Here is a 20,865-nt window from a genome sequence, read left to right as displayed (position 1 = left end):
ACAGCCGCTGTCCCGGACACCCCCCTAGGTATGTTCGGGCGGGTTGATCCGCGAGGTCTTGATGGCGGAGGCACCGGTGCCCCACTTGTCGAGGATGCGGGCATAGGCGCCGTCCTTGATCAGCTCATTGACGGCGGCCCGGAAGGCGCCGGTGAGCCGTGAGCCCTTCTTGAAGGCGAAGCCCACGTCGAGCCGGTGGTACTCGCCCAGGAAGGCGGTCTGCGCGGCCTGCTGCGACGCCTGGTGGCGGAGCCCGTTGATGGTGGACATCTCCACGTCGACGCGGCCCTGCTGGAGCGCCGTGAGGAGGGCGCCGTTCTCCGAGAACACCTTCACCTCGTACGGCTTCTTGCCCGCCTTCACGCACACCTTCTTCCGCGCTTCGAGGGTCGCCTCGAACGTGGTTCCCGCGCCGGTGCCGATGGTCAGGCCGCACAGCCGGGTGAGGTCGGTGACCTTGCTGCCGAGCGCGGTGTTGCCCTTCTTCACCGCGAAGCCCTGGCCGTCGTTGATGTAGGTGGCGAAGTCGATGGTCTTCAGCCGCTCGGCGGTGACGCCGAAGTTGCCGGTCCCGACGTCGTACTTGCCGCTGCCGAGGGCGGGCAGGATCGTCTCGAACGAGGCGTCCTGCCGCTGGAGCTCGACGCCGAGGACCTTGGCCACCGCGTTCGCGAGATCGATGTCCTGGCCCACGGGCTTCCCGCCCGTCCCCTGCGGGTAGTACGCGCCCGGCGGTCCCCCGACCGAACTGCCGATCCGCAACGTGCCCGACTTCCTGACCTCGGCGGGCAGCAGAGCGGCGACGGAGTCGACCTTGTGCACCTCGGCGACCGGGTTCTGGGTCGGTGCGGGGGACGCGGCGCCCGCCGCCGCGGTCCCGCCGGTGCCACCGGAGCCGCAGCCTGCCAGCGTCGACACGAGGACGGTCGCGGCGGCGACCGGACGGAGGCGCAGTCTCGCGCGGGTGTGGTTCACGGGGCGATTGCCTTTCGGGTACGGGCGTCGGTGCGGGTGGCACTGTCGGTGGCGAGGTGTTTCTCGAACGGGAGCGGGCCGATGGTCTCCGGGTCGGCCTCGGTGTCGAACAGCGGTGTGTAGCCGGTGGCCAGGTACAGGCCGCGGGCCTCGGGCTGGCGCGGCCCGGTGGTCAGATAGACGCGCCGGTAGCCGTGGGCCCCTGCCTCGCGCTCCAGTTCGGCCACGACCCGGCGGGCGAGTCCGCGTCGGCGGTGGGCGGAGTGGGTCCAGATCCGCTTCAGCTCGGCCGTGGTCTCGTCGTAGCGGCGGAAGGCGCCGCCCGCGACCGGCTCCCCGTGCTCCAGCAGCAGGAGCAGTACGCCGCCGTGGGCGGGGGTGAACTCCTCGTCGGGGTACCGGGCGAGTTCGGCGTGCGCGTCCTTGCCGTAACGGGTGGAGTACTCGTTGCCCAGTTCACGCAGCAACGGCGCCACGCGCGGGTCGCCGACCTCGGCGGAGACGACGGTCAGCCCGGTGGACGATGCTTGCGTGACCGCGGTCATGCGCGCACCGCCGCGAGGGCCTGCGGGCCGCGCGCCGCGCGCTCGGCATCGCGCTTGGCGACCTCCTCGCGGACGATCGGGATCACGTGTCGCCCGAAGTCGATGGCGTCGCCGAGCAGGTCGTAGCCCCGGGCCGAGAGGATGTCGACGCCCAGGTCGTAGTAGTCCAGCAGCGCCTGGGCCACCGTCTCGGGGGTGCCGACCAGGGCGTTGGAGTTGCCCGCGCCACCGGTGGCGGCGGCGGTCGGGGTCCACAGGGCGCGGTCGTAGCGCTCGCCCTGCTCCGCGATGGCGAGCAGCCGCTGCGAGCCGGTGTTCTCGGGGGCGCCGTTGCGGTGGTGCCGTACGAGCCCCTGCTCACGCCGCGCGCGGATCGCGCCGACCGTGCGGTGGGCCTTCTCCCAGGCCAGTTCCTCGGTCGGGGCGATGATCGGCCGGAACGCCGCCTGGATGCGCGGCACATCGGTACGGCCCGCCGCCCGCGCGGCCGACTTCACCGCCTCGATCTGTTCCGCGGTCTTCTCCAGCGGCTCGCCCCACAGGCAGTAGATGTCGGCCTCCGCTCCCCCGGCCGCGTACGCCGCCGGGGAGGAGCCGCCGAAGGAGACCCCGGGCCTGGGCTGCTGTACGGGGTGGACGTCGCTGACGAAGTCGTGGAAGCGGTAGTACTCCCCCTCGTGGTCGAACGGCTCGCGCGCCGTCCAGATCTTCTTCACGATCCGGATGTACTCACGGGTGCGCTCGTAGCGCTGGTCCTTGGTGAGGGTGTCGCCCTCCCGGCCCTGCTCGTGGTCGTTGCCGCCGGTGATGAAGTGCACCGTCAGCCGCCCATCGCTGATCTGGTCGAGGGTGGCGAAGGTCTTGGCGGCGTACGTGGGGTACGAGACGTTGGGCCGGTGGGCGAGCAGGATCCGCAGGCGGTCCAGTCTGCTCGCGATGTACGCGGCGGCCGGGGCGGGATCCGCCGATCCGGAGCCGTAGGCGAAGAGCACCCGGTCCCAGCCGTGGTCCTCATGGGCCCGGGCGAGCCGGAGCGTGTACTCCTTGTCGAAGGCGGCGCCGGAGCGCGGGGTGGTCTCGGAGCCGTCATGGGTGGCGGCGATGCCGAGGAATTCCACGGGCATGCGAAGGGCCTTTCGGGATGGGTGTCAGGGGTCACGCGGGCAGAGCAACACCCGCTGATTCAGTCGTGGGTGACGGTGGATCAGCGTCGTGCGGAGCGTTGGGGGGGGACAGGCGTGATGAGGCCGGAGGGGTGCGAAGGCAGCGCGTGTCCGGGTCCGCGGGACCGCTCGTAGCCGGGCGGCGCCCGGGTGCTGCGGTCGTACGGGGAGAGAACTCGGCCCGCGACGGGGTCACCGAGGGAGGGAAGGGCCGGTCAGACAGCCCGCTGCCGAGTCAGGCGCAACACATCGCGGACCACACACGACCGAAGTCGATGTGGTCGCGGGAGACCAAGCGCAGCTGGGCAGTCATGCGACTAATTGAGCAGTACGAACGGCGTCGCGTCAACCAGTGCTCGGATGACGGACCGGCGGTGGCCGACCCGGCTGCCACATTGACAGTGGCAGGCGGTCGGCACATACCATCACCCCTTGGACCGGCTCCGCCGCGCGCGGCAGCCGCTCCGGCCGCGTTGAGGGACGTGGCGAGCGTGATGAACCGCCCTGCCCCGGGCCGCACCGTGCCACCGGGGCGCTCCCGCCCACGCCCGCGATCCTTCCCCGGAGAAGCCTCAGATGGCCACGCCTTCCGATGTCACCGCCCCCGATGCCGTGTCCGCATCCGCATCCGCATCCACATCCACGCGCAAGCGGCCGGAGGACGCGGCCCCGGACCCCGGCGATTCCGGCGGCGTGCCGCCGATCGTGCCGCGCCGACACCTCGGCCGGTGGTTCGCCGCGGCCGTCGCGCTGCTTGTGTTCGCCATGGTGGTCAATTCCGTCGTCCGCAATCCCGCGTTCCAATGGGACGTGGTGGGGCGCTACTTCACCACCACCGCCGTGCTGGAGGGGCTGCTGCTGACCTTGTGGCTGACCGCGGTGGTCATGGTGCTCGGCTTTCTGCTGGGCACCCTGCTGGCCGTGCTGCGGTTGTCCGCCAACCCCGTGCTGAACACGCTGAGTTGGGGCTATGTGTGGATCTTCCGCTCCACGCCGCTGCTGGTACAGCTGCTGTTCTGGTTCAACATCGGCGCCCTCTACCCGACGCTCGGTGTCGGCGTGCCCTTCGGCCCCCAGTTCGTCACCGTCAAGACCGTCAACCTGCTCGGCCCCGCCCTCACCGCCGTCATCGGCCTGACCCTGCACGAGGCCGCCTACGCCGCCGAGGTGGTACGCGGTGGCATCCTCTCCGTGGACCCCGGCCAGACCCAGGCCGCCCAGGCGCTCGGCCTGGGCCGGTGGCGCACCCTGCGCCGGATCGTCGTGCCCCAGGCGATGCGCTCCATCGTGCCGACGGCGGGCAACATGCTGATCGGCACCCTGAAGGGCACCAGCATCGTCAGCGTCCTGGCCGTGCACGATCTGCTCTACTCGGTGCAGCTGGTCTACAACCAGACCTACCAGGTCATCCCCCTGCTGATGGTGGCCACTCTCTGGTACATCGCCGTCACCACGGTGCTGAGCGCCGGTCAGTTCTACGTCGAGCGGCACTATGCGCGCGGGGCCGCCCGCACGCTGCCGCCCACTCCGCTGCAACGTGTGCGCGGACATGTGGCCGCTCTGCGCGCCCGACTGCGGTGAGACGGGGGCAGAGCGGCCGTGACGTGGCGTCAGCCGGGCTCGACGGGGGTCCTGAGCCGTGCGTGCGCCGCCCAGTCCAGAATCTGCACCGCCGCTCCGGCGGCCTCCAGCCCCCGGCAGTGCGCGTGATGCCTGCGGGCGATGCCGTCGAGATCGAGGTGGCGGCCGAACGCCGGGTGGGCGGCGAGCCGCCGTGCGTAGGCCCACAGGTGCGGATGGCCGGTGATGCGGTGCACCGCGGCGGCGTCCAGATGCTGTCGGTGCACGGTGTCGAGCCACACCAGGGTCACCCACACCTGCACATCGGAGGCGCTGAGTTCATCGCCCAGGACATGGGTCCGGGTCGCGAGCCGTCGCTCCAGTGCGTCCAGCGCGGAGAACACGGTACCGAGCGCGGTGTCGCGCGCCGCGTCGTCGGTGCCGGGCTGTCCGGCGCGCTGGACGGCATCGTCGATGCCGTGCTCGCAGAGGCGGGCGATCGTCTCCATCTCCCGCTCCGCGCCACACGGGTGGAGCACGGGGCGGTCGTCGCTCGCGGTGCCGAAACGGCGGTCCAGGTCGCGCAGGATGTCCGGCGCGTGGGTGCTGACGATCCTGCCTGACCAGTCGTCGCTGAGCACCGGCGCCGCGGTCGGACCGGCGTAGCGGTGCGCGCTGGCCTCGTACATCAGGCGCAGCGCGGAGTGCCCGCCGTCCGGTCCGTCGGGCACGGCGGGCAACAGGGTCACCGGGAGGGTGTCGCCGAGGCCGAGCAGGCTGTGGGTGATGGCGATCCGCAGACAGTGCCGGCAGGACAGCGACAGATGGAGGCGGTAGCGGCGCGGCACGGCGTAGTGTCCGCTGCGCGCGTCCCGGCCGATCCGGCCCCGGAACGATGCGACGGACAACGAGGACGGCGCGGCTTTCCCAGGTGTGACGGACACGTTTCTCCCCAGGTCGGGTTCTTCGCTGGTGGTGAGACGTACGGTGAGCGGCCTGCCGGGGAGCGCGGGAGTGGGCGCGCGGCAAGGGCTGGCGCGCAGCGCTTCGCCGCGTGACGACGGTCTCGGATTCCCCGAAGGCCGGTCGGCTCAGGTCGGAGAACTGGCCGCGCTGCAGACGCGCAGCAGGTCGATGTGGCGGCGGGAGGTCAGAAGGGGAGAGAGCCGATGCGTGCGGACCGCTCGATCGGCGGCCGCCTGCCCAGGCTCCATCATTCCCCACCTATCCGCTAGGAATCCCTCCCGAGGAGTGTCGAGTGCCGCGCGAGTCCCGTCAAGGGGTGTCCCACGTCCTGGTTACGGGTTCGTCCACGCGTCGGGGTCCTCGGCGAGGTCGAGGACCTGTTCGGGCAGCTCGGCCGCGGCGACTTCGGCGAGGGTGACCTCACCGAGGATCTTGCGGACATTGGCCCGCACCGCGATCCACAGCGGCAGCAACGACTCCGCGGGCCCGCGGTACGACAGCTCGGGCGGGCGCACGCCCCGGACGGATACCAGGGGCCCGTCGACCACGCGGATCACATCGGCGATCGTGATCTCGTCGGCGGGGCGGGCCAGCCGGTAGCCGCCGTTCCCGCCGCGCTGGCTGGCCACCAGCCCGCCGCGGCGCAGATCGCCCAGAATGCCTTCGAGGAACTTGTGCGGAACGCCCTGCGAGGCGGCGATCGCCTCGGCCTTGACCGAGGTACCGTCCGCCGCCACGGCCAGCTCCAGAGCCGCCCGCACCGCATAGTCCGCCTTCGCAGAAATCCGCATGCGGTGATTATCCGCCACCGGTACGCACGGCGGTCAGAAGGGCAGGGCGAACGGAGGGTGCTCACCGTGGAGGAAGTAGTCCCCCACCTCCTGGAGCCGGGGGGCGACCGGAACGCAGAGGGTGTGGGTCCGTACGTTGCGCCAGAACCGGTCGAATCCGTACGCCGAGGCGGCGGAGCGGGCGCCGAGGACGTCCAGCGCCCGGGCCGTGACGTCCTGCGCGGCACCGGCGGCGACCGCCTCGGCCGCCGCCGCCAGCATGGTGATCTCGGCACACTCGTCGTCGGTGAGGTCCTGTCCGCGCGCCAGGCCGCAGTCCAGCGCCTCCAGCGCCTGGTCGGCGAGCGCGGACGCGGAGAACGTGGCGACGGTCAGCTCGCCGTAGGTCGTCAGCACGTACGGGTTCCGCGGCGCGCCGTACGACGGCCCGTCCAGCCGCCAGGGCACGTCCGCGGCCCTGGTGTACTCGCGGGCTTCGGCGAGCACCCCCTGGGCGATCCCGAGACAGATCTGGGCCGAGACCAGCCGCCCGGTCGGCGCGGACAGCCCGGCGAACGGCGACAGGGTGCTGTCGTCCGAGGAGAGCGGGCCGAGAACGGCGTCGGTCTCGACCGCCACCGCGTCGAACTCCACGCTCCCGCCCGCCGCCAGCCGCTGGCCGAAGGTCTCCCCGCCATCGCCCCCGGACACCACGCCGGGCCGGGCGGCATCGACGAGCACGGCCAGCGGCTCCCCCGTCTCGGAGTGGTCGGCGCGTACCGCGAGCCGGTCGGCGACCAGGACGCCGGTGGCATACCCCTGGCGTCCGTTCAGCACATAGCCGCCCGGCCCCGGGGTGAGCATCAGCCGCGGCTCCACGGAGGCCAGCCCGCCGCCCCAGCACCACTGACCGGCCGCGGACTCCCGCTCGACGCGGGCGGCGAGGTCGGGCCCGCCGAAGAACCGCGCGCTGGAGGACAGCAGGTAATGACAGCCGAGCACTTGGCCGATCGCCCCGTCGGCCGCGGCGATCGTCCGGATGACGGCGTGGGCCGTGGGCCAGTCCGCCCCGCCGCCCCCGCTTTCGGCGGGTATCAGCAACGACAGCAGCCCCGCCTCCCGAAGCCGCGAGACCTCGTCGAAGGGCGTCTTCCCGGCCTGGTCGCGGACCACCGCGTCGGTGGCCAGGTCGTCCGCCGCCTCGTGGGCGACCTGCAGCCAACGCGCGCGGTCACGTGTTTCCGTTACCGCATCTACCACCGTCACGCCTGCTCCTCTTCCTCCGGCACAAGCCGCCTCGTCCGGCACAAGCTGCCTGCCATGATTCCCTATTAACCCAGTAGGAAAAATAGGGAATCAAGCCGCAGACGTCCACCCGGGTATCGTCTGGAGCAACTCCACAACGTGGGCGGCGAACAGTTGATGGCGGAGAGCGGCGGCAACCACCGGCAGGCGGCGCAGTTCGAGGCGGCCACGGGCGATGAAGCACCCCTCGATACGGACCCCCGGAAGCGGGCGGCGGCGGTGCGGGCGGCGTTCGACGGCCTGCTGGAGATCCGTCGGCTGATGAACACCGACCAGGACGACCCTCTCGCCGCCCCCGCCGCCTGGGAGCGGCGCCAACCGCTGCGGGCCGTCGCCATCGCCCTGGAGGCGGCGGGTATCCCGCCCTCGGCCACCGCCGACGACGGCCACCGGCTGGCGACGGGATACCGCTGCGCCGAGGCCGGGCAGGCGGGTGCGGTGCGGGTCGAGTGGCTGGGACCCACGGGAAGCGGCGCCGCCTACGCGGCGGGCGAGGAGCTGGGCAACTGCGCCCGGGTGCTCCGCGGGCTGGGCTGGGAGGCCCTGGAGTACCGCGGCCGCGGCCGCCACCGCTACCTGGAGGTCGAACCACTTCCCTGACGCCTTGCCCGTACGGTCCGGGTCATGGTCAGCGGTGCGGCGACGCACGCGGCGGCGAGGAGAATGCCGAAGCCGACCGTCAGGGCGGTGGTGTAGCCGTGCACGGATGCCGCGGCCGGTGTCGCGTGTCGTGCCGACGCCAGGTGGGCCGCCGTGGCACTGGCGGCGATGGTGTTGAGCAGCGCGGTGCCCAGTGCGGCGCCCAGTTGCTGGGAGGCGTGGTACGCCGCCGACGCGGCCCCGATGTCGTGCGGCGGCATGTCGGCGGTGGCCAGACCGGCGGTCGGTGGCAGGACGCAGCCGAGGCCGAGCCCGGTGAGCACCAGGGCGGGTGCCAGGTAGAGCGGCAGGATGTCCGTGCTCTGCGGCGTCAGGCGGGTCAGGACGAGCATCCCGGCGGCCGCGGCGATCAGGCCGGGCAGGATCAGCGCCGCGGGCGCGACGCGGCCGTGCGGCCTCCCGGCGATGCACCAGCACGCGCATCGGCAGCAGCGGGTGGGGAGCGCGGACCTCTACGGCGGCGAACGCGGCCAGCAGCAGCACCCCGGCGGCCAGCAGTGCCCGCACCTTCGGCGCGCCCCAGCCGAGCGGTACGGCTTCGTTGAGGGCGTACACCACCGCGGCGAAGCCGGTGGTGCTGAGCAGCGCGCCCGCGACGTCGAGCCGTCCGCCATCGCGGACCGGGCGGTCAGGCGGCACGAACGCCGTGCCGAGCACGGCGGCGAACACACCCTGCAGGGCCCGGGCCCCGAAGAGCATCCCCGGGATTCACGGCGGCCCCGCCCAGCGCGGACGACGCGGCGAAGCCGAGCAGGCCGGTGACGAACGCACGCCGGTGGCCGAGCGCGCCACTGAACCTGCCGCCGATCAGCAGCAGTCCGCCGAAAGCCAGGGCATACGCGGTGATCGCCCATTGCCGGTTCGCATCCGACATTCCGAGCGCGCTCTGCGCGGAGGGCAGGGCGATGTTCACGATCGTCCCGTCCAGCACGACGAGCAACTGGGCCGCGCTCACCGCCAACAGCGTCCACCACCGCCGCGGCGGTGCGGGGGCAGGTTCAGGGCGGGTGGGCGGATAACCCTCAACCCTTCGGTTGAACCCGGCCGCGCAGCGTGATCAGGTCGTAGCCGTACCCGGTGTAACCCACCGATGCCAGATGCGCGGCCAGTTCGCCCACACCACAGCCCGCATCGAAGGCCCGGCCGCCCTCGGCGGGGGCGGGCACGTGCGTGGCCAGCAGCGCGCGCTCGGTGTCCCGCAGGGAACCGGGGTCAGGTCCAGCCGAGCTCGGTGTAGAGGCGCCCGTGGCGGATGCCCTCGATCGCGGCGCGGGTGTAGGCGACGGTCGGGTCCGGCAGGGCGTCGGGTGGCCACCAGTCCCAGCTGACGCATTTGTCGGGCTCCCGGACTTCGGGCTCGCCTGTCCACCGCCGGGCGCGGAAGAACATCTGCATGCGCGGCTGTGCGCCGGGCGTATCGATGAGGTGGACGGCGTGTACGAACTCGACGTCATCGGCGTCGATCAGCAGTCCCGCTTCCTCCTTCGCCTCCCGGATGAGGCAGGCGACCGCGGACTCCTGCTCGCAATGTCCGGCCAGGGCGTGGTGTTCCAACGGTGCGAAGGCCGAGTCGGGGTGGCGCAGCCCGAGCAGGATCCGGCCGTCGCGCTCCAGATAGAGGTGCACACCGATGACGTTCTTCACGGTCCGCGTGTCGTGACGCGCAAGCGAATGCGGCGCGGGCACGACTCCGTCGGCCTGGTGACGGGCGATGGCTTCGGCTGCCCACGACGACATCGTCAGCTGCGCGGTGGTCTCGGCGTCGAAGAAGGCGAACATGATGCCCTCGGTCACCGGCAGGCGCGCGGGGTCGCCGTCCCAGTGCCCCAGGTAGATCTGGATCTCTCCCCCGATGGTGCCGTAGCTGCCGGTGCGTTCGACGACCGTGACCGTGAAGGGGGTGAGGTCGTCGATGACGAGCCCGGTCTCCTCCAGGAGTTCGCGCGCGATCGCCTCCTTTGGGGTCTCGGTCCCCTCCGGGGCGCCGCCCGGGAGGGACCAGGTGCCCGGGTCGTAGATGGGTTTGTGCGCGTCGCGGAGATGCAGCAGATACTGCCCACGGCTGTTGACGAGGAGGGCCGCCGTTCCGGTGCACGGGAAGTCGGTCGTGGGCCGCGTGGTCATGAGACCTCCGGGTCTGGGTGGGGGTCCGGCGACGCAACCCGGCCGCAGGGCCGGGCTGTTGAGCGTGACTGCCGAAGACTTCCCCTCCACGTTCCGGCATACGCCCGGGCCACCGGGCGCCGGAGGGACGCCCCGGGTTTTGACTGGTCCAACCAGTCGGTATGTTGCAGGTCTGCCGAACAGACCTGTTGGGAGTGGACCATGACGCAGCAGTCCGTGCCGTCCGTACCGCACATCGAAGGCCACTGCGACCCGCGGTTCGCCGCCGTGCGCGCCGCGTTCGAAGCCAACTTCGCCGAGCGCGAGGAGCTGGGCGCGGCGGTGGCCGTCCAAGTGGGCGGGGAGACCGTGGTGGATCTGTGGGGCGGCTGGGCGGATGCCGGGCGCGAGCGGGCGTGGGAGCGGGACACCGTGGTGAACGTGTGGTCCACCACCAAGGGGGTGACGGCGCTGTGCGCCCATCTGCTCGCGGACCGGGGGCTGCTGGACTTCGACGCCCCGGTGGCCTCGTACTGGCCGGAGTTCGCGGCGGCGGGCAAGGACACGTTGCCGGTGCGCCATCTGCTCTCCCACCGGGCGGGCCTGGCCGGGCTGCGGGAGAAGCACACCGTGGCGGATCTGTACGACTGGGAGAAGACCTGCGAGCGGCTGGCCGCCACCGAGCCGTGGTGGGAGCCCGGCACCCGTTCCGGCTACCACGCCATGACGTACGGCCACTTGGTCGGCGAGGTCATACGGCGCATCACCGGTGTCCTGCCCGGTGAGTTTCTGCGCCGGGAGATCACCGGGCCGCTGGGCATCGATTTCAGCATCGGTCTGCCGGAGAAGGAGGCCGGGCGGGTGGCGGAGCTGGTGCATCCGCCCGCCGCCGCGTCCAGTGAACAGGCCGCGGTCTTCTCCCAGTTGGAGCCGGTGGCGATCGCCGCGCTGGCCAACCCGCTCGTCGGGGCCGCTGCCGCCAATACGCCGCAGTGGCGGGCGGCCCAGCTCCCGGCGGCCAACGGACACGGGACGGCCCGTGCACTCGCCACCCTCTACGGCATCTACGCCCGCCACGGCCTGGCCGGGGACCGCCGTGTGCTCTCGCCCGAGGCCGTCGAGCGGGCTCGTGAGGGGCAGGGGGCGGGCCGTGACCTGATCGTGGGGCATGGTTTCCCGCACGACACCGAGCTCGGGCTCGGCGTGTTGCTGAGCGGCGCCAACGGCTCGTACGGCCCCAACCCCCGTGCCTTCGGCCACGACGGCTTCGGCGGCTCCTGCGGCCACGCGGACCCCGAGGCCCAGGTCAGCCTGGGCTATGCGATGAACCGCATGGGTCCGCACATCTCCGACGACCCCCGGAAGAAGGCCCTGATCGACGCGGTGTACACGGCGCTGTGACCACGGGGTAGCAAAAAACTGTTATCGGCGGTGGTGTGGCTCCGTCTCCTGAACGTTCCCTGTCGTTCCCGTTCAGGAGTTGAGCCACATGCCGCACGACAACAAGCACCGCCTCAGCCGCAGGGGCCTGTTCACCCTCGGCGGTGGCCTCGTGGCGGCCGGGGCGCTCGGCGGCGGGACCGCCGCGCTCGTCGGAGGTGGCGCGGAGGCCGCCCCGGCGGGGTTCGCGCACCCCGGCGGGCTGCACAGCGCCGGGGACCTGCACCGCGCCAAGGTGCGGGTGGCGGCCGGCGACGACCCGTGGTCGGCGGGCTGGAAGAGACTCACCGCCAACCGGCACTCGGCGAGCACGTGGCAGCCCAGGCCCCAGGCCACGGTCGTCCGCGGTGGCACCGGCCAGAACTACCCCACCCTCTACCACGACGTCCACGCCGCCTATCAGAACGCCCTGCGCTGGAAGATCGGCGGCACCACGGCGCACGGCGACACCGCCGTGGCGATCCTCAACGCCTGGTCGGCCACGCTGAAGGAGATCACCGGCAACGCCGACCGCTTCCTGGCCGCCGGTCTCTACGGTTACCAGTTCGCGAACGCCGCCGAGCTGATGCGCGACCACGACGGCTTCGACCTCACCCGCTTCCGCGCGATGCTGAAGCGCGTCTTCCAGCCGCTCAACGAGGCTTTCCTCGCCCGCCACAACGACGCCTGCGTCACCAACTACTGGGCCAACTGGGACCTGTGCAACACCGCCTCGCTCATGGCGATCGGCATCCTCTGCGACGACACCGCGGCGTTCGACCGAGCCGTGACGTACATGAAGTCCGGCGAGGGCAATGGCTCCCTCCGGCACGCCGTCCCCTTCGTGTACGAGAAGGAGGGGCTCGCCCAGTGGCAGGAGAGCGGCCGCGACCAGGGCCACACCATGATGGGCATCGGGCAGCTGGGCGCGGTCTGCGAGATGGCCTGGAACCAGGGCGTCGACCTGTACGGCTACGACGACAACCGGTTCATGAAGGCCGCCCAGTACGTCGCTCGATACAACCTCGGGCAGGACGTGCCCTTCACCACCTACACCTGGGGCACCGGCCAGAAGTGCGCACAGCGGTCGCAGACGGTGATATCCGACGCGGGCCGTGGGCAGCTTCGCCCGGTCTGGGCGGTCTTGCGCTACCACTACGCACGCCGCCGCGGACTCTCCGTCCCCTTCATCACGGCCATGGCTGAGAAGGTGGGCGCCGAGGGCGGGGGCGGCGACTACGGGCCGAACAGCGGAGGCTTCGACCAGCTCGGCTTCGGGACGCTCCTCTACGCGAAGTGATCGACCCGTACGGGAAGGGACGACGGAAGGGCGGATCGTGGACGGGCGGCAGTGGCGCGCCACCATCGCGGCGGCGCAGAACGGCGACCGGCGCGCCCTCGACGAGCTGGTCGAGGGCTGGCTGCCGCTCGTCTACAACATCGTCGGGCGGGCGCTGAACGGCCATGCGGACGTGGACGACGTGGTGCAGGAAACCATGCTGCGCGCCGTCCACGGCCTGGGCTCGCTGCGCGACCCGGAGGCTTTTCGGTCCTGGCTGGTCGCCATCGCCATGCGCCAGATACGCGACCGGGCGCGCCGGCGGACCGCCGACGCATTGCCCGACGACGCCCACGGCGCACCGGATTTCGCCGAACTGACCGTGCTGCGGCTTCAGTTGGAGGGGCAGCGGCGGGAGGTGGCGGAGGCGGTGCGCTGGCTCGCCGACGAGGACCGGGAACTGCTGTCGCTGTGGTGGCTGGAGGTCGCGGGCGAACTCACCCGGCGCGAGCTGGCGTCGGCCGTCGGCATCAGCAGGCAGCACGCCGCCGTGCGGGTCCAGCGGGTGAAGGGGCGGCTGGAGACCGCGCGGGGCATCGTCCGGGCGCTCGACCGCGCGTGTCCCGGCCTGCGCGAGGTGACCGACGGCTGGGACGGACGGCCCGATTCGGTGTGGCGCAAGCGGCTGGCCCGGCACATCCGGGGCTGTACGCGCTGTTCCGGAGGGCGCGAGGACGCCGTACCCGCCGAGCGGCTGCTCGTCGGCATCGCGCTGGTGCCGCTGCCGGTCGGCTTCACGCTCGCGACGGCGCTGGGCGGCAAGACGGCGGCCGCGACCGCCATATCCGCCACCGCCACATCCGCCGCTGCCGCCGCGGCACCGGCGGGCTGGTCGGCCAAGGTGCTCGGCGCGCTGGCCAAGCCCGCGGTGGCGGTGACCGCCGGGGCGGCCATCGCCGCGGGCGGCGCGTACGTCGTGACGCAGGCGCCGGACGACCCCGCGCCGCGCGCCGCGCCGCCCACCGCCGCGAGCACGGCGCCCTCGCCGTCGACCGCGTCCCCGCCCTCCCGTACGTCGTCGACCTCGCGCCCCCGGAGGCAGCTGTACGGCACGGTCGTCGACGCGGCCGACCGCGCCCCCGCGGCCACCGCCCGGCCCGCGGCGCTGCCCCGGCGCGCGGACGGCACGGTGACGCTGACCGGCGCGCCGCCGACCGGGCTGACCCACCGGGGCGAGCAGGTCACGTTCGCGGGGCGCGGCTACTTCCGGGTGCGCTGGCAGGTGCTGCCCGGCCGGCGCCCCGGTGCTCTCGCCATGGCGACGTGGACCGGTCTGCGCGGCAAGCTCTTCCACGTGGCCTCGGGCGGCGGACGGCGCCTGGACGACGTACAGCCGGGTTCGACGGACGGCACGACCTGGATGGGCGGGCCCGCCACGGGCTCCACCGTGCTGCCCGCCGGGACCCAGCAGATGTGGCAGAACGAGTACTTCTGGCTGGACGGCAGCGTCACCCTGCACCAGAACGAACGGGACGCGGACTACAACCTCTTCGCCCAGGCGTCCCGTTGGGACCAGGTCACCGAGGACGTGGCCACGCCGCCCGACGCGGGCGCGGGCATCGTCCGTTACGGGCTGGTCCGCGACACCGGGAAGGACACGGCACCGGTGCCGCAGTATCTGACGCGCGCGCGGCCCGCGGACCCCGCGACCGTGCGGCAGCGCTCACAGGTCACTCCCCCGCCTCACTGAGACGTGTGCCAACTCTCGTCCCGCCTATTGACGCGTCCTGATCGGCGTTCTACTTTCTGGTCGCCTTTCCGAACGACGTTTGACATATCGAACAGCCACCTGCCCGTCGCCCCCAGAAACGAGGCCATCCATGGCACCCGCACCCGCCAGACGCGCCGTTCTCCGTGCCGCAGCCCTCGTCGCGGCGGCCCCGGCGCTGTCCTCGCTCGCCACCGGCCGGGCAACCGCCGCTCCACAAGCCGCATCCGGGTTCCCGGCCGCCTGGACACTGCGGCCGTTCGACCCCGAGGACGTGGCGCTCCGGAAGAGCGACTTCACCGCCAAGCGCCAACTGATGCTGGACTACGGCCGCGGATACGACGTGGACCGGCTGCTCCAGGTGTTCCGGGCGAACGCGGGCCTCTCCACCCGTGGCGCGGTCGCGCCGGGCGGCTGGGAGGGGCTGGACGGCGAGGCCAACGGAAACCTCCGCGGACATTTCACCGGCCACTTCCTCACCATGCTCGCCCAGGCTCACACCGGCACCGGCGACACGGTGTACGCGGACAGGATCCGCCATATGGTCGGGGCGCTGGACGAGGTCCGCGAGGCGCTGCGGCGCGATCCCGCGGTGCTCAGCGTGCCGGGCAGGTTCGGCACCGCCGCGGAGAACGTCCGGGGGTCCTACCAGTACGTGGACCTGCCGGACACCGTGCTCGGCGGCGCCACCGCGGTCACCCTCGCGGCCTGGGTGAAGCCCACGCACCACGCGGGCTGGACCCGGATTCTCGACTTCGGCGACGACACCACCCGCTATCTCTATCTGACCGCCCGCAACGGACAGGGCAATCCCCGCTTCGCCATCACCACCTCGGGGGCGACCGGCGAGCAGAGCCTGGACGGCACGGCGCCACTGCCCCTGGACACCTGGAGCCATGTGGCGGTGACGATCGCGGACGGCACCGGAATCCTCTACGTCGACGGCGCCGCGGTCGCGAAGAACACCGCGATGACCCTCACCCCGGCCGCCCTGGGCACCCTGCGCGACCACTGGCTCGGCCGGTCCCACTACGCGGCCGATCCGGTGTTCGCGGGGGCGTTCGACGAGGTCAACATCTGGTCGCGGGCCCTGACCGCGGCCCAGATCGCCGAGCTTCGGGACCATCCGGCCGCCGAGTCGTCCGCCGGGGCCGGAGACCTGGCCGCGTACACCTTCGAGGAGACCACCGGCGGTACGTGTCCCGACTCCTCGGGCAACGACCGGCACGCCACCCTGCGCCGCACCTGGGGAGGGCCGAGCCACCCCGGGTTCCTCGCGGCGTACCCGGAGACGCAGTTCATCAGGCTGGAGTCGATGACCAGCGGCGACTACACCGTGGTGTGGGCGCCGTACTACACCGCGCACAAGATCCTGCGCGGGCTGCTCGACGCCCATCTCAGCACGGGCGACGCGCGGGCCCTGGACCTCGCCGAGGGCATGTGCGACTGGATGCACTCCCGGCTGTCCAAGCTGCCGAAGAGCACCCTGCAGCGGATGTGGGGCATCTTCTCCAGCGGCGAGTTCGGCGGCATCGTCGAGGCGATCTGCGATCTGTACGCGCTCAGCGGCAAGCCCCAACACCTCGCGCTGGCCCGCCTGTTCGACCTCGACAAGCTCATCGACGCCTGCGCCGCGGGCAACGACATCCTCGACGGACTGCACGCCAACCAGCACATCCCGATCTTCACCGGTCTGGTCCGGCTGTACGACGAGACGAAGGAGGAGCGCTACCTCACCGCGGCGAAGAACTTCTGGGACATGGTCGTCCCGACCCGGATGTACGGGATCGGCGGCACCAGCAACAAGGAGTTCTGGGGCCCGCGAGGCGCCATCGCCAAGACGCTCAGCGACACCACCGCCGAGAGCTGCTGCGCCTACAACATGCTCAAGCTGAGCAGGATGCTGTTCTTCCACGAGCAGGACCCGAAGTACATGGACTACTACGAGCGCGCCCTGTACAACCAGGTCCTCGGCTCCAAGCAGGACAAGGCCGACGCGGAGAAGCCGCTCGTCACGTACTTCATCGGCCTGGTGCCGGGGCATGTGCGCGACTACACCCCCAAGGCGGGCACGACCTGCTGCGAGGGCACCGGCATGGAGAGCGCCACCAAGTACCAGGACTCGGTGTACTTCAGACACGCCGACGGCACCGCCCTGTACGTCAACCTGTACAGCCCGTCCACGCTCACCTGGGCCGAGAAGGGCATCACCGTCACCCAGTCCACCGGCTATCCGAGGGAGCAGGGGTCGACGCTGACCTTCCGGGGCCGCACCGCCGCCTTCGATCTGCGGCTGCGCGTGCCCGCGTGGACCACGAGCGGCTTCCGGGTGACAGTCAACGGCAAGGTGGTGAAGGGGACCTGGTCCCCCGGCGGTTACGCCTCGGTGTCCCGCACCTGGCGCGACGGGGACACCGTCCGGATCCACATCCCGTTCCGGCTGCGGGTGGAGAAGGCGCTCGACGACCCGGCCGTGCAGACCCTGTTCCACGGCCCGGTCAATCTGGTGGCGCGCGACCCGCGTACGTCCTTCCTGACGTTCGGCCTCTACCGCAACGCCGCCCTCTCCGGCGATCTGCTGCCCACGCTCACCCCCGTACCGGGCAAGCCGCTCCACTACACCCTCGACGGCGTCGAGTTCGCCCCGTTCTCCGAGGGCACCGAGGAGCCGACGCACGCCTACTTCCGCCGCTCGGAGCCGACCGTGGTCTTCGGTACCACCGACTCCGGCATCGCCAACCCGGCCCGGGACGACGGCACCACCCTCCTCGACGCGATCTGGGCCGCCGCGCCGTACCGGAACAAGGACGCGCTGATCACGCGCGTCCGGTCCACCGTGGATGCCTGGGTGGCCGCGGGGCAGTTGAGCGCGGCGGACGGCCGGAGCGTAGTCGCCGCGGCGAGGAAGGCCGACTACGTATCCTGAACGAACAGGCGTGCGGGGGCACTCGGCGCAAGCCCGGCGCCCTCGCGCCCTGCTCAAGGCGGCTGTCCACGGCTATGGTGAGCGGGGTTCAAAGGGGTAGGGGCCCGGCGGGGGAAGCGCGCCGGCGCTGGTGAGGGAGGGGCTGCTGTGGACGGCGGCACGGTGGGCCTGAAGATCGCATCGGCAGTGGTCGTGCCGGTGGTCAAACGACTGCTGGTGCCGCCCGCGAGCGCACCGGCGGCCGAATTCGGCGAGCGCCCGGTCCCGATCCGCCGCCTGGTCTCCTTCGCCCGGGAGCACCGCACCTTATCCGAGGACGATCTGCACAAGCTCGCCCGGGAACTGGTCCGCCGCGCCGTGCGGGCCGCGGGTCCCCACGATCCGCCGATCGGCGCGGACGAGCACGACTCCGTCGGGCAGGCGCTGACCCGCACCCTGCACGCGCTCGGCGATCTCGACATGGACGACGTCCACGCCTTCGCGCTCGGCCCCGAGCGGCTGGCCGCGGAGCTGTCCAGGAGCGCGGGCCCCGACACCCGCAGGCTCCTCAGCGACGACGCCGCCCGCTTCCACGACCGGCTCCTGGAGACGGCGTGCGTGCATCTGATGCGCTTTTTCAGCCAGCGGCCCGGTTTCGCGGCCCGTGCCCAGATCGAGCAGAGCCGCGAGATCCGGGAGCAGAGCGAGAAATTGGACAGGATCCTGCGGCGGCTGCCCGACATCAGCCGCCAGGACGCGGAGTTCGAGGAGGACTACGCGCGCTACGTCGTGGAGTGCCACGGCAGGCTCACGATCTACGGCGTCGATCTGCGCGAACCGGACGGCCAGGACTGGCCGCTGGAGACCGCGTATCTGAGCCTGGAGGCCAGGCCGTACCGCGAGGGAACCGATCCGCTTCCGGTGCTGAACGGCGAGACGGGCGCCGACCGGGACGCGGAAGCCGACCGGGCCGCAGGTCCCGCCGAGGCGGTCTTCGCCCGCCATGAGCGGGTGCTTCTGCGCGGGGTCGCGGGCACCGGCAAGACGACCCTGGTGCAGTGGCTGGCCCTCGCCACGGCGCAGCAGGACCGGGTGCCGGGCGGGCTGTCGCAGCTGTTCGGGCGCGTCCCCTTCGTCCTGCCGCTGCGCACCCTGGCGCGCAAGGGCGCCGAGCTTCCCATGCCCGAGGACTTCCTGCGCTGGATCGGCTGCCCGCTGGTGGGCACGGAACCGGACGGCTGGGCGGCGCGGGTGCTGCAGCACGGGCGCGGTGTGCTCCTGGTCGACGGGGCCGACGAGATCCCGAAGGAGGACCGGACCCGCACGCGGGCCTGGCTCAAGAAGCTGCTCTCCGTCTTCCCCGGCAATCTGTGGCTGCTGACCTCCCGTCCCGCGGCCCTGGAGCGGGGCTGGCTGGCGCGCGAGGGCTTCCAGGAGTTCGCGCTCGCCGCGATGCGGCCCGCCGACATGAAGCAGTTCATCCGGCGCTGGCACGCGGCGGCCGGGGCGTCGGAGGAGCTGGGCGAGTCCCTGACGCTGTCGCTGCGCAGAAGCCCCGAGTTGAGCCGTCTGGCGACCAATCCGCTGATGTGCGGCCTGATCTGCGCCCTGCACCGGGAGCGCCGCGGCTTTCTGCCCCAGGGCCGCGCCTCCCTGTACGAGGCGGCGTTGTCGATGCTCCTGGAGCGGCGTGATCTGGAGCGCGAGGTGTACGGCCGCAGCCGCCCGGTGCTGGACCAGAGGTCGGCGACGGAACCGCTGCAGAAGCTGGCGTACTGGCTGATCCGTAACGAGCGGACGCAGCTGGACCGTCCGGACGCGGTGGACGTGGTGCGGCGGCTGCAGCCCTCCGTACCCAGGCTGGCGGAAGTCGGGACGGCGGAGGAAGCTTTGCAGCATCTGCTGGAACGTTCCGGTCTGTTGCGGGAACCCGCCACGGGTGCGGTGAACTTCATTCACCGGACTTTTCAGGATTTCCTGGGCGCCCGGGCCGTACTGGAAGAACGCGACATGGGCATGCTGGTGAACAACGCGCACTTGGACCAGTGGGAGGACGTGGTGCAGATGGCCGTCGCACAGGCCCGTCACCAGGAGCGCGCCGATCTGCTGACCCGCCTTCGCGAGCGGGGCGACCGGGAGCAGGACGCGGCGGTACGGGCGCGGCTGCGGCTCCTCGCGCTCGCCTCCCTCGAACAAGCCACCCGCCTGGAGCCGACGGTGCGCGAAGCGATCGAGGACCGGGCCGCGCGGCTGCTCCCGCCGCGCAGTCTGCGGGAGGCCAGGTCGCTGGCGCAGACGGGCCCGCTGCTGCTCGGCCTGCTGCCCGCCGCGAAGGACCTGGAGGGCGACGAGGAGCTGGCCACCGTCCACGCGATATGCCAGATCGGCGGGGACGCCGCCATTCCCAGGCTCCGGGAGTTCCTGCGCACCGGCCAGCCCGCGGTGCGCGCCCAGCTCCTCGGCCACTGGGACCGGTTCGACACGGCGGCGTACGCCGAGGAGATCGTGCGCCCGCTCCTCGATACGGCCCCCGAGGAGATCGTCACGGTGCGCTCGCACGCCGAGCTGGACGCGCTGCGCACCATGTCCGGCTATCAGCGCGTGGGCCTGCACGGCGACTTCGGCCCCGACGAGATCCGTGCCTCGCTCGACCCTCGGCGGCTGCGCGAGCTGCGCCTGCGCAACACCCTCCAGCTGGAGGATCTCGGCCTGCTCTCCGCCTATCCCGAGCTGGAGACACTGGCCCTCCAGGGGTGCCGGAACGTCAAGGACCCGGCGCCGCTGACCCGGCTGCCGCGGCTGCGGACGCTGGAGCTGCGGGACCTCCCCCAGTTCGAGACGCTGCTGAAGCTGGCGGACTGCCCCCGTCTGGAGGGTCTTCTCGTCGGCCCCGAGGTGCCCTGGCGCGGCCTGTCCGACCTTCCGCGCGCCGCCGAGCTGCGGCTGCTGGCGCTGCCGTCGGCGGCGGCCCAGCTCGCGGGCATCGCGGCCTGCCGGGGGCTGGAGGAGCTGCGGCTTCAGGACGCGAGCGAGCGGCTGACGCCGGACGAGTGGGGCTCGCTCGTCGCCGAGTTGCCTCAGCTGCGCAAGCTGACGCTCTCCCCGCAGCAGCTGAGCATGCTGCTGTTCGCCCCTCGTACCGAGATCCCCCAGGTCACCCACCTGGAAGTATGGGCCAGGGCGGGTGCGGCGGTTCCGCTGCGGCGGATCGCCCGGCGCCTTCCGGGGCTGGAGGAGATCCATCTGTCGCAGGTCGCGGAGCTGGATCTCGCCTCCCTCGCCGGGCTGCGCCGCCTGCGCCGGGTACGGCTGGTCTACCCCGGCGAGATCCGCGGGGCGGACGCGCTTCCCGACAGCGTCGAACTGGATGTCTATCCGCGCCCCTGAACCCCGGAACCGACCCCGCACCCGTGTTCGACGCCAGGTCCCGGCTGGTCACTACCTGGT

The 20,865-nt window shown here is 72.0% G+C and carries 15 protein-coding genes and 1 pseudogene; 7 read left to right on the top strand and 9 right to left on the bottom strand.

The features are described from left to right. Positions 1 to 24 precede the first annotated feature (24 nt). The 3 genes from ACZ59A_RS25580 to ACZ59A_RS25570 are packed head-to-tail and all read right to left on the bottom strand — an operon-like array spanning position 25 to position 2,644. A complete protein-coding gene (locus ACZ59A_RS25580) occupies positions 25 to 975 on the bottom strand; it encodes an ABC transporter substrate-binding protein (RefSeq protein WP_470962511.1) in 951 nt (316 codons plus the stop codon). Next, positions 972 to 1,520 carry a GNAT family N-acetyltransferase gene (locus ACZ59A_RS25575; protein ID WP_470962508.1) on the bottom strand — a complete coding sequence of 183 codons (549 nt, stop codon included), beginning with the start codon at positions 1,518 to 1,520 and terminating at the stop codon, positions 972 to 974. The genes ACZ59A_RS25580 and ACZ59A_RS25575 overlap by 4 nt, the downstream gene beginning before the upstream one ends. Continuing rightward, positions 1,517 to 2,644, bottom strand: coding sequence for an LLM class flavin-dependent oxidoreductase (locus ACZ59A_RS25570; protein ID WP_470962505.1), 1,128 nt, complete (start codon positions 2,642 to 2,644; stop codon positions 1,517 to 1,519). Before ACZ59A_RS25570 ends, ACZ59A_RS25575 begins: the two co-directional genes overlap by 4 nt. Before the next feature lie 615 nt (positions 2,645 to 3,259). On the opposite strand from ACZ59A_RS25570, the gene ACZ59A_RS25565 reads away from it, so the two are divergent. Beyond that, positions 3,260 to 4,264, top strand: coding sequence for an amino acid ABC transporter permease (locus ACZ59A_RS25565; protein ID WP_470962502.1), 1,005 nt, complete (start codon positions 3,260 to 3,262; stop codon positions 4,262 to 4,264). Positions 4,265 to 4,293: 29 nt separating this feature from the next. On the opposite strand, the gene ACZ59A_RS25560 is transcribed toward ACZ59A_RS25565, so the two are convergent. From ACZ59A_RS25560 to ACZ59A_RS25550, 3 genes are all read right to left on the bottom strand, one after another. Next, positions 4,294 to 5,187 carry a glutathione S-transferase C-terminal domain-containing protein gene (locus ACZ59A_RS25560; RefSeq protein WP_470962499.1) on the bottom strand — a complete coding sequence of 298 codons (894 nt, stop codon included), beginning with the start codon at positions 5,185 to 5,187 and terminating at the stop codon, positions 4,294 to 4,296. A 354-nt stretch (positions 5,188 to 5,541) separates the two neighbouring features. Next, positions 5,542 to 6,000 (bottom strand): RrF2 family transcriptional regulator, encoded by a 459-nt coding sequence (locus ACZ59A_RS25555; protein ID WP_468043786.1) that lies wholly within the window; start codon positions 5,998 to 6,000, stop codon positions 5,542 to 5,544. A 33-nt stretch (positions 6,001 to 6,033) separates the two neighbouring features. After that, positions 6,034 to 7,245 carry an acyl-CoA dehydrogenase family protein gene (locus ACZ59A_RS25550; RefSeq protein ID WP_470962496.1) on the bottom strand — a complete coding sequence of 404 codons (1,212 nt, stop codon included), beginning with the start codon at positions 7,243 to 7,245 and terminating at the stop codon, positions 6,034 to 6,036. Between the two features lie 138 nt (positions 7,246 to 7,383). On the opposite strand from ACZ59A_RS25550, the gene ACZ59A_RS25545 reads away from it, so the two are divergent. Beyond that, complete coding sequence (locus ACZ59A_RS25545; RefSeq protein ID WP_470962493.1) at positions 7,384 to 7,884, top strand: hypothetical protein; 501 nt, start codon at positions 7,384 to 7,386, stop codon at positions 7,882 to 7,884. Here ACZ59A_RS25545 and ACZ59A_RS25540 read toward each other — a convergent pair. The 3 genes and pseudogenes from ACZ59A_RS25540 to ACZ59A_RS25530 all read right to left on the bottom strand — a co-directional run bounded on the left by ACZ59A_RS25540 (position 7,857) and on the right by ACZ59A_RS25530 (position 10,068). Continuing rightward, positions 7,857 to 8,908 (bottom strand): annotated as a pseudogene (locus ACZ59A_RS25540) (MFS transporter). The gene ACZ59A_RS25545 and the pseudogene ACZ59A_RS25540 overlap by 28 nt on opposite strands. 58 nt (positions 8,909 to 8,966) lie before the next feature. Continuing rightward, positions 8,967 to 9,110 carry a hypothetical protein gene (locus ACZ59A_RS25535; protein ID WP_470962490.1) on the bottom strand — a complete coding sequence of 48 codons (144 nt, stop codon included), beginning with the start codon at positions 9,108 to 9,110 and terminating at the stop codon, positions 8,967 to 8,969. A 46-nt stretch (positions 9,111 to 9,156) separates the two neighbouring features. After that, entirely contained in the window at positions 9,157 to 10,068 is a 912-nt protein-coding gene (locus tag ACZ59A_RS25530) for an NUDIX hydrolase (RefSeq protein WP_470962487.1), read from the bottom strand. Between the two features lie 201 nt (positions 10,069 to 10,269). On the opposite strand from ACZ59A_RS25530, the gene ACZ59A_RS25525 reads away from it, so the two are divergent. From ACZ59A_RS25525 to ACZ59A_RS25505, 5 genes are all read left to right on the top strand, one after another. Then, a complete protein-coding gene (locus tag ACZ59A_RS25525) occupies positions 10,270 to 11,448 on the top strand; it encodes a serine hydrolase domain-containing protein (RefSeq protein WP_470962484.1) in 1,179 nt (392 codons plus the stop codon). 88 nt (positions 11,449 to 11,536) lie between these two features. Next, a complete protein-coding gene (locus ACZ59A_RS25520; protein ID WP_470962481.1) occupies positions 11,537 to 12,766 on the top strand; it encodes an alginate lyase family protein in 1,230 nt (409 codons plus the stop codon). 37 nt (positions 12,767 to 12,803) lie between these two features. Further along, entirely contained in the window at positions 12,804 to 14,495 is a 1,692-nt protein-coding gene (locus ACZ59A_RS25515; RefSeq protein ID WP_470962478.1) for an RNA polymerase sigma factor, read from the top strand. Between the two features lie 130 nt (positions 14,496 to 14,625). Further along, positions 14,626 to 17,439, top strand: coding sequence for a beta-L-arabinofuranosidase domain-containing protein (locus tag ACZ59A_RS25510; RefSeq protein ID WP_470962475.1), 2,814 nt, complete (start codon positions 14,626 to 14,628; stop codon positions 17,437 to 17,439). Between the two features lie 147 nt (positions 17,440 to 17,586). Next, positions 17,587 to 20,805 (top strand): NACHT domain-containing protein, encoded by a 3,219-nt coding sequence (locus ACZ59A_RS25505; protein ID WP_470962472.1) that lies wholly within the window; start codon positions 17,587 to 17,589, stop codon positions 20,803 to 20,805. Positions 20,806 to 20,865: the final 60 nt, after the last annotated feature.

Source organism: Streptomyces sp. NPDC040405 (assembly GCF_055595765.1).
Note: the sequence above shows the minus strand (reverse complement) of the source record. Positions and strands in the feature narration are given on the sequence as shown.